Below are 7581 nucleotides of genomic sequence, written 5' to 3' on the forward strand. Positions count from 1 at the left end.
AAGGCTACCTGAAAGTTTCAGGTAGCCTTTAACCTAGCAGCAGATTGGCTTAAAAACTGCTGCTGTAAGCTGTCAGGTAGTCCTTCCCCTGCCCTACCCAAAAACAAAACCGCCTGCATCTATTATGTGCAGGCGGTTTCGCTGTGGTGAGGCCAAGCCGGGTTACAGCACGGCCAAAGCGGCTTCGTAGTTGGGCTCTTGGCCGATTTCGGGCACAAGTTCGGCATGCAACACTTTATTGTTTTCATCCAGCACCACCACGGCACGGGCAGTGAGGCCGCGCAGCGGGGTGTCGGCCAGGGTGATGCCGTAGTCGGCGCCGAAGCTGCTGCGGAAGCTGGAGAGCGTTACCACGTTTTCAATGCCTTCCGCGCCGCAGAAGCGGGAAAGGGCAAAGGGCAGGTCGGCGGAAATGCACAACACCACGGCATTTTGCAGCGCGGCAGCGCGCTGGTTGAAAGTGCGCACGGATTGGGCGCACACGCCGGTGTCGATGCTGGGGAAAATGTTGAGCACTTTGCGTTTGCCGGCGAAGTCGGCCAAGGTTTTGTCGGACAAATCGGCGGCGGTGAGAGTGAAGGCGGGAGCGGCGGCGCCAACGGCGGGCAGGTTGCCTACGGTGTTGGCGGGCGTACCGCGGAAGGTGATGTTTGCCATTTTACTATCCTTTTCTTGATGTTGATGAAGATTGCTGTTACGCGGCGGCAAGGATAGAGGTTTTTCTACGGATTGCCAAGCAATGGCTACCTGAAAACGGAGCGAAGCGAAGTTTCTGCGAAGCTAAAGCGCAGCTTCAACGCAGTTAAAACGGAGCGCAGCAGAGGTAAAACCGACTGAATAACAGTCGAGGCCAGGCAAACAGGCAAGCCAACGCCGTATCAGCAATTCAGTCGGCTCGCTATCCCACTTTTCAGGTAGCCTCACCCATCCAACGCATCCAACAAAGCAATCCGCGCGCGCAAGCCCCAATAGCTGGCCAGGCCGGTGGTGCTGTGGCGTACGCGGCCGTTTTTCACCAGCACGATGGTGGGCGTTACCTGCACCTGCCATTGCCGCGCCAAGCCGCCGTCTGTATCGTTTACCGTGTCGAACTGCCAGCCGTGCGTTTTCAGGTAGCCCCTCACTTCTTCATCGCTGCCCGACTGCAAAGCCACGCCCACCACAGGCACGCCGTTGCGCGCGAGCTTGTCCACCGCCGGAGACGTATGCCGGCAGATGCCGCACCACGAGCCCCAAAAATACAACACGGCGGTGCGACTACCGCCTAATTCGGACAAGGTGGTTTGCCGCCCTTGCAGGGTGTGCAGCGGCAGTGCGGCAACCTGCGGCGGCACGGCGGGGGCGCGATACCAGTCGAGCAGCAGGCTGATCACGATAAAGGCGGCAGCCATGGCGGCGGCTTGGCGCAGGAAGGAGAAAAGGCGTTGGCGGATGGGTGGCATAGTGTGGTTTGGATGGTGTGTGGAAGGATTAGGTTTTAACTTTATTGCAGTTGGGGTTTTAGCTTCGCAGAAGCTTTGCTTCACTCCGTTTTAACTGCGTTGAAGCGGTGTTTTCAGGTAGCCTCAATCCCTAAAAAGGCTACCTGAAAAACATTGTGAAGCAGATTCTCGGCAACTGATGCCGAGCCTTATTTTCCGTGCAGCTGGCGGATTTCGTTTTTCAGCCATTCATCAAAATCGGGGCGCTGGCAGAGGAGGGCTTCGCTCCAATAGAGGCAGCAGCGGGCGGTGTAGCGGGCGTTTTCGGTGTTTTGGGCAATCATTCTGGCAACGAAGGGCTCGAGCGTTGCCGCGCTGTAGCGCATGCCGCCGTGGTCGCCGTAGGTGCGGCAGGTTTCGGGGTGGAGCACGTCGAGCAGGGTTTCGATTTCGGGCTGGAGGGCGAGCCACGAGTCGTTGTCATCGCCTGAATTAAGCACTTCTTCCAGCCAATATTTGATGTTTTCCAGCCCTTGAAAACGCGGGTCATGCCAGAGCAGGCGCAGGGTGTCGAGCTGGGCTTTGTTTTCCGGCATGTCTTGCGGGTTGTCGTGATCAAACAGCCAGACGAACTCATAAAGGGCGCGGTTGCGTTTGGTTTCGGGCAGCTCGAGCAGGATGTCGCGGACTTGCTCGGGGGTGTGCCATTGTGGAAGGCTGAGTTTGGGCATGATGTGTTTGGTGTGGGCGGTAGATTTCAGGTAGCCTTCCTTGACAAAATAGGCTACCTGAAAGCTTATTCAACGTTTCGCGCAGCATTCTACCGTATCTTCGCTCGTTTGCCCTGCGTTGCGGTCGGCGCTTTAGCTTCGCAGAAACTTCGCTTCGCTCCGTTTTAACTTCGTTGAAGCTGCGCTTTCAGGTAGCCTTTTCTTCGGCCTCTCCCACAAAAGCGGCTGCTTGCGGTACACTTGCGCCCGTTTTATCTATAGGTAATAAAGCATGAACCTTCTTAGCGCGTTGGCGAAAATCGGCAGCATGACCATGCTGTCGCGGGTGCTCGGTTTTGTGCGCGATGCGGTGCTGGCGCGGATTTTCGGCGCGGGCATTGCGATGGACGCATTCGTGGTGGCCTTCCGCCTGCCCAACCTGCTGCGCCGTATTTTTGCTGAAGGGGCGTTTTCGCAGGCTTTTGTGCCGATTTTGGCGGAATACCGGCAGAAGAAATCGCCGGCAGAGACGCAGGAATTTGTGCAGCATGTGGCGGGGATGCTGATGTTTGCGCTGCTCATCGTTACCGCCATCGGCGTGCTGGCGGCGCCGGCGGTGATTTGGGCCACGGCCAGCGGCTGGGGCGGCAAGCCGGAGAAGTTTGTGCTGGCTTCGCAGCTTCTGCGGATTATTTTCCCCTACATTTTGCTGATTTCACTGTCGTCTTTAGTGGGCAGTATTCTCAACACTTACGGCAAGTTTTCCGTGCCGGCCTTCACGCCGGTGTTGCTGAATGTGTCGCTCATCGGTTTTGCACTGCTGGGGGCGAAGCATTTCGAGCAGCCGGTGATGGCCTTGGGCTGGGGCGTGTTCTGCGGCGGGGTACTGCAACTGGGTTTCCAGCTGCCTTGGCTGTTTAAGCTGGGTTTTTTCAAAATGCCGAAGCTGCGTTTCGGCGATCCGGCGGTAAACCGCGTGATCAAACAGATGGCGCCGGCCATTTTGGGCACGTCGGTGGCGCAGGTGTCGTTGGTGATCAACACAAATATCGCGTCGTACTTGCAAAGCGGCAGCGTGTCGTGGATGTATTTTGCCGACCGGCTGATGGAGCTGCCCACCGGTGTGTTGGGCGTGGCGCTGGGCACGATTTTGCTGCCGGGACTGTCTAAACACGCCGCCACGGGCGACAAACGGGAATTTTCCGCGCTGCTGGATTGGGGCTTGCGCCTGTGCCTGCTGCTCACGGCGCCGGCGGCGGTGGGCATGGCGGTACTGGCCTTCCCGCTGGTAGCCACGCTGTTTATGTATAACAAAATCGGCGTGCACGACGCGATGATGACGCAACAGGCGCTGATTGCCTATGCGGTGGGCCTGCTCGGGCTGATTCTGATTAAGGTGCTGGCGCCGGGGTTTTACGCGCAGAAAAACATCAAAACGCCGGTGAAGGTGGCGATTGTGACGTTGGTGTGCACGCAGCTGATGAACCTGATATTTGTGTGGAAGCTACAGCATGCGGGGCTGGCGTTATCGATCAGCCTGGGCGCGTGTATTAATGCGGCGTTCCTGTTTTTATTGTTGCGGATTAAAGAGATATATCAGCCCAAGGCGGGCTGGCGCGCGTTTCTGCTGAAGCTGGCGATTGCGCTGGCCGTGATGGCCGGCGGGCTTTGGGCGGCGCAGCATTATGTGGCGCTGGAGTGGGTGCATGTGGGCGGCTTGCGGCGCACGGGGCAGCTGTTTGCGCTAATCGGTTTCGGCATGGTGCTGTATTTTTCCACGCTCAGGCTGCTGGGCTTCCGGCCGCGCCACTTCAAGCGGCGGGAGATGTAGCTGGAGATTTCAGGTAGTCTTTCGGCCGGCCGCGGGAGGCTACCTGAAAATTGAAAAACACAACTGCAACGAAGTTAAAACCACCATCCAAACAAAACAATCCGCCGGCAAGCCATCATGCTTGCCGGCGGATTTTATCGCTTCGGGGGAGGATTATTCGTCGTCTTCCTCTGCCAAGGCAGGATGCGCTGCTTCCTGATTGCGGCCGATCAGCCACAACACGCCGCCCACCACAACGAATGCAATCTTAATGCCCCAGGCCACGCCGTCGCCCCAGTTGTAAATCCAAACCAATACTTTCGGCACACGGTTGAAGAAGTCTAGAAAAATCGCCAGGATGCCCAAAATGGCCAAAGTGCTGCCTATGTTTTGCATGATTGTCCCCTTGTTTGTGGTTGAGAAAGAGGCGAAATTTTACACAAAGCATACATTTTTTCAAGCCACAAGCGAAAATGGTATGATACCGCCTTCGCAATCCCAACACACCAAAGGAACCGCCATGCCTCTGCTCGACAGCTTCACCGTAGACCACACCCGCATGCACGCCCCCGCCGTGCGCGTGGCCAAAAACATGCGCACCCCAAAAGGCGACGACATCACCGTGTTCGACCTGCGCTTCTGCGTGCCCAACCAAGAAATCCTGCCCGAAAAAGGCATCCACACGCTGGAACACCTGTTTGCCGGCTTCATGCGCGATCACCTCAACGGCGCCAACGTGGAAATCATCGACATTTCCCCCATGGGCTGCCGCACCGGCTTCTACATGAGCCTCATCGGCACCCCCAGCGAAGAAGCCGTAGCCGCCGCTTGGAAAGCCGCCATGCAGGATATTTTAAACGTGCAAGACCAAAGCCAAATCCCCGAGCTGAACGAATACCAATGCGGCACCTACCGCATGCACTCCCTCGAAGAAGCGAAAGAAATCGCCCGCAACATCCTCGCCCGCCAAATCGGCATCAACAAAAACGCCGACCTCACCCTGAGCGAAGACATTCTCGGCAAGCTGTAAACCGCCTAGCAAAGAGGCTACCTGAAACCTATTTTTCAGGTAGCCTCTATCGCCCGCCAACCCAAACATTTGAAACAAAAGCTATGCAAACTTTCTCTCTCAACGGCCACGAACACATCGCCCTGTGCGACCTGCTCAAACTCACTGGCCTGGCCGACAGCGGCGGCCAAGCCAAAACCTGGATCGCCGAAGGTCGCGTGCGCCGCAACGGCGAAACCGAAACCCGCAAAACCGCCAAAATCCTCGCCGGCGAAATCATCGAACTGGATAACGGCAGCGCGATTAAAGTGCAGGAATAACGCAGCCAAGGCTGGCGTAACCACCGATAAAAAGGCTACCTGAAGGTACAATGCAGCAAAATCTCTGCATTACGCTTTCAGGTAGCCTTTATTTCAAACTGAGCTTATTGCCTCACCATTTCAGCAATGCTAATCCTCTGAACCCTCATCTGTTTCTTCAATTTTTTCCGCATTGCCATCTTCTTCCTGCGCCGCCTCTTCGGCTTCAATCAGTGCAGAAGGCGGCGGGGAGGCGGCGGCAGCTGCGGCTTCTTGGGCTTGTTTGTAGGCCAAAGCGGCTTCGCGGTCGCGTTTGTTGACGCGGCGCATCATGAGGTAGTTGCCGGTGATGACGAGGGTGCCGATGATGGTGATCAGGAAGGTGGCCAGCACGTTCATCTGCGGGTTCACGCCGCGTTTTACTTTGGCGAAAATCAGCTGCGGCAGGGTGGTGTAGTTGGGGCCGCTGAGGAAGGAAGTAATCACCAGGTCGTCCATGGAAAGGGTCATGGCGAGCAGGAAGCCGGAGGCAATGGCGGGAGCGATCAGCGGCAGGGTGATCACCCAGAAAATCTTCCACGGCTTGGCGCCCAAATCCTGTGCGGCTTCTTCCAGGGATTGGTCGAGCTCGCCCAAGCGGGTGCGGATCACCACGGTAACGTAGGCCATGCATAGGGTGGTGTGGCCGAGCCAGATGGTGAACCAGCCGCGCTCGAATTGCAGCCAGCTCAGGCTGGAACCGCGCAGCAAGGCCTGCACCTGCAAAATCAGCATCACCAGCGAGATGCCGGTGATGATGTCGGGCATCACCATAGGGGCAGACACCATGCCGGTGAATAAGGTGCTGCCGCGGAAACGCTTGATGCGCGCCAAGGCGTAGGCGGCCATGGTGCCGAGCACCACGGCGGCGGCAGAAGAAATCAGGGCGATGCGGATGGAGAGCCAGGTGGCTTCCAAAATCTCGCTGTTATTCAGCAGCGCGCCATACCATTTGGTGGAGAAGCCGCCCCATACGGTGACCAGCTCGGAGCGGTTGAAGGAATACACCACCAGCACCAGCAGCGGGATATAGAGGAAGGCCAGCCCTAAAAACAGGCAGATGCGCAGAAACCAAGTGGACGATGCAGATTTTCTAGCCACGGCGTGCTCCTTCCAGCTGTTTGGCTTCATGACGGTGGAACAGGCCGATGGGCACCACCAACAGCAGCACCATCACTACGGCCATGGCAGAGGCGAGCGGCCAGTCGTTTTGAGTGAAGAAGGCCTGCCACAGGGCTTTACCGATCATCAGGTGTTCGGGCCCGCCCACCAAATCGGGAATCACAAATTCGCCCACCGCCGGAATAAACACCAGCATGGAGCCGGCGATGATGCCGCTTTTGGAGAGCGGCAGGGTGATGGAGAAAAACGATTTTACCGGCCCGGCACCCAAATCGGCAGAGGCTTCCAGCAGGCGGTTGTCCAGCTTGAGGAGCTGGGTGTACAGCGGTAGCACCATAAAGGGCAGATAGGTGTACACCATCACGATATTGAGCGAGAAGCTGTTGTAGAACATATCCAGTGGCTGATTAATCCAGCCCCAGCGCAGCAGCAGATTGTTGATGATGCCGTTTTGCGCAAGCAGGCCCATCCAGGCATACACGCGCAACAGCAGCGAAGTCCAAAACGGCAGCATAATGGCCAAGAGCAGCGGGTTGCGCCATTTTTCGCGGCTGCGCGAGATGGCGTAGGCGATGGGGTAGCCGGCCAGCAGGCAAATCAGCGTGGTGGTGATGGCGGTTTTGATGGAGAGCAGGTAGATGTGCACATACAGATTGCTGCCGGATTTGTCGGCAAACGGGTTGAGCCCGAGCCACAACGACTGCCAGAAATTATCGAAAATGCCGGTGTAGTTCAGGTAGCTCAGGGAAATATTCACGCGTCCGGCCGTTTCGTCCACCGTGTAGAGCGGGGTGTAGGGCGGAATCGAGGTGGCTTGCTCGGCCAGGCTGATTTTCAACACGAAGAAGAAGGGGATCAGGAAGAGCACCAGCAGCCACAAATAGGGTATGCCGATAACCAGCCCCTGCCCGGGGCTGAGTTTGCGTTTTAAAGCCTGCCATTTCATTTTTCAGGTAGCCTCTCTTGCTTGCCCTGGCCTGAAAGTGCGATTTCAGGTTTCAGGTAGCCTTTTCATGTTCGGCTGCCTTGCCGAACCGGTATGTTGGTGTTCACTGTGTTGCAGCTGCGTTTTAGCTTCACAGAAACTTGTCTTCTTGCGGAAGCCTCGATCCGCCTTGCAGAAACTTCGCTTCGCTACGTTTTAACTGCGTTGAAGCTTCGCTTTCAGGTA

The 7581-nt window shown here is 56.9% G+C and carries 9 protein-coding genes; 3 read left to right on the forward strand and 6 right to left on the reverse strand.

The annotated features are described in order from the left end of the window. Positions 1-162: 162 nt before the first annotated feature. From tpx to HMPREF2796_RS00370, 3 genes are all read right to left on the reverse strand, one after another. Entirely contained in the window at positions 163-657 is a 495-nt protein-coding gene (tpx, locus tag HMPREF2796_RS00360; protein WP_067449318.1) for a thiol peroxidase, read from the reverse strand. 263 nt (positions 658-920) lie between these two features. Further along, positions 921-1433: a protein disulfide oxidoreductase gene (locus HMPREF2796_RS00365; protein WP_070630201.1), complete on the reverse strand. Its 513-nt coding sequence runs from the start codon at positions 1431-1433 to the stop codon at positions 921-923. A gap of 197 nt (positions 1434-1630) precedes the next feature. Further along, positions 1631-2152 (reverse strand): hypothetical protein, encoded by a 522-nt coding sequence (locus HMPREF2796_RS00370; RefSeq protein ID WP_070630187.1) that lies wholly within the window; start codon positions 2150-2152, stop codon positions 1631-1633. A gap of 271 nt (positions 2153-2423) precedes the next feature. Between HMPREF2796_RS00370 and murJ the strand changes: the two genes are divergently transcribed. Next, on the forward strand, positions 2424-3962 hold the full coding sequence (gene murJ / locus HMPREF2796_RS00375) for a murein biosynthesis integral membrane protein MurJ (protein ID WP_070630188.1): 1539 nt from the start codon (positions 2424-2426) through the stop codon (positions 3960-3962). 153 nt (positions 3963-4115) lie between these two features. Here murJ and HMPREF2796_RS00380 read toward each other — a convergent pair whose 3' ends face one another. Then, entirely contained in the window at positions 4116-4337 is a 222-nt protein-coding gene (locus tag HMPREF2796_RS00380) for a hypothetical protein (RefSeq protein ID WP_070630189.1), read from the reverse strand. A gap of 124 nt (positions 4338-4461) precedes the next feature. On the opposite strand from HMPREF2796_RS00380, the gene luxS reads away from it, so the two are divergent. Next, a complete protein-coding gene (gene luxS, locus HMPREF2796_RS00385; protein WP_070630202.1) occupies positions 4462-4971 on the forward strand; it encodes an S-ribosylhomocysteine lyase in 510 nt (169 codons plus the stop codon). Between the two features lie 83 nt (positions 4972-5054). Next, complete coding sequence (locus tag HMPREF2796_RS00390; RefSeq protein WP_070630190.1) at positions 5055-5270, forward strand: RNA-binding S4 domain-containing protein; 216 nt, start codon at positions 5055-5057, stop codon at positions 5268-5270. 129 nt (positions 5271-5399) lie between these two features. Here the strand turns inward: HMPREF2796_RS00390 and HMPREF2796_RS00395 are convergent, their stop codons facing one another. Further along, a complete protein-coding gene (locus HMPREF2796_RS00395; protein WP_070630191.1) occupies positions 5400-6419 on the reverse strand; it encodes an ABC transporter permease in 1020 nt (339 codons plus the stop codon). Next, positions 6382-7356 (reverse strand): ABC transporter permease subunit, encoded by a 975-nt coding sequence (locus tag HMPREF2796_RS00400; protein ID WP_070630192.1) that lies wholly within the window; start codon positions 7354-7356, stop codon positions 6382-6384. Before HMPREF2796_RS00400 ends, HMPREF2796_RS00395 begins: the two co-directional genes overlap by 38 nt. Positions 7357-7581: the final 225 nt, after the last annotated feature.

The organism is Eikenella sp. HMSC071B05 (genome assembly GCF_001811325.1).
Lineage (GTDB): Bacteria > Pseudomonadota > Gammaproteobacteria > Burkholderiales > Neisseriaceae > Eikenella > Eikenella corrodens.

What these genes read in the sequence shown, in the direction of transcription:
- tpx (WP_067449318.1), bottom strand. Translation starts at nt 657, where the DNA reads ATGGCAAACATCACCTTCCGCGGTACGCCCGCCAACACCGTAGGCAAC.
- HMPREF2796_RS00370 (WP_070630187.1), bottom strand. Translation starts at nt 2,152, where the DNA reads ATGCCCAAACTCAGCCTTCCACAATGGCACACCCCCGAGCAAGTCCGC.
- murJ (WP_070630188.1), top strand. Translation starts at nt 2,424, where the DNA reads ATGAACCTTCTTAGCGCGTTGGCGAAAATCGGCAGCATGACCATGCTG.
- HMPREF2796_RS00380 (WP_070630189.1), bottom strand. Translation starts at nt 4,337, where the DNA reads ATGCAAAACATAGGCAGCACTTTGGCCATTTTGGGCATCCTGGCGATT.
- luxS (WP_070630202.1), top strand. Translation starts at nt 4,462, where the DNA reads ATGCCTCTGCTCGACAGCTTCACCGTAGACCACACCCGCATGCACGCC.
- HMPREF2796_RS00390 (WP_070630190.1), top strand. Translation starts at nt 5,055, where the DNA reads ATGCAAACTTTCTCTCTCAACGGCCACGAACACATCGCCCTGTGCGAC.
- HMPREF2796_RS00395 (WP_070630191.1), bottom strand. Translation starts at nt 6,419, where the DNA reads ATGAAGCCAAACAGCTGGAAGGAGCACGCCGTGGCTAGAAAATCTGCA.
- HMPREF2796_RS00400 (WP_070630192.1), bottom strand. Translation starts at nt 7,356, where the DNA reads ATGAAATGGCAGGCTTTAAAACGCAAACTCAGCCCCGGGCAGGGGCTG.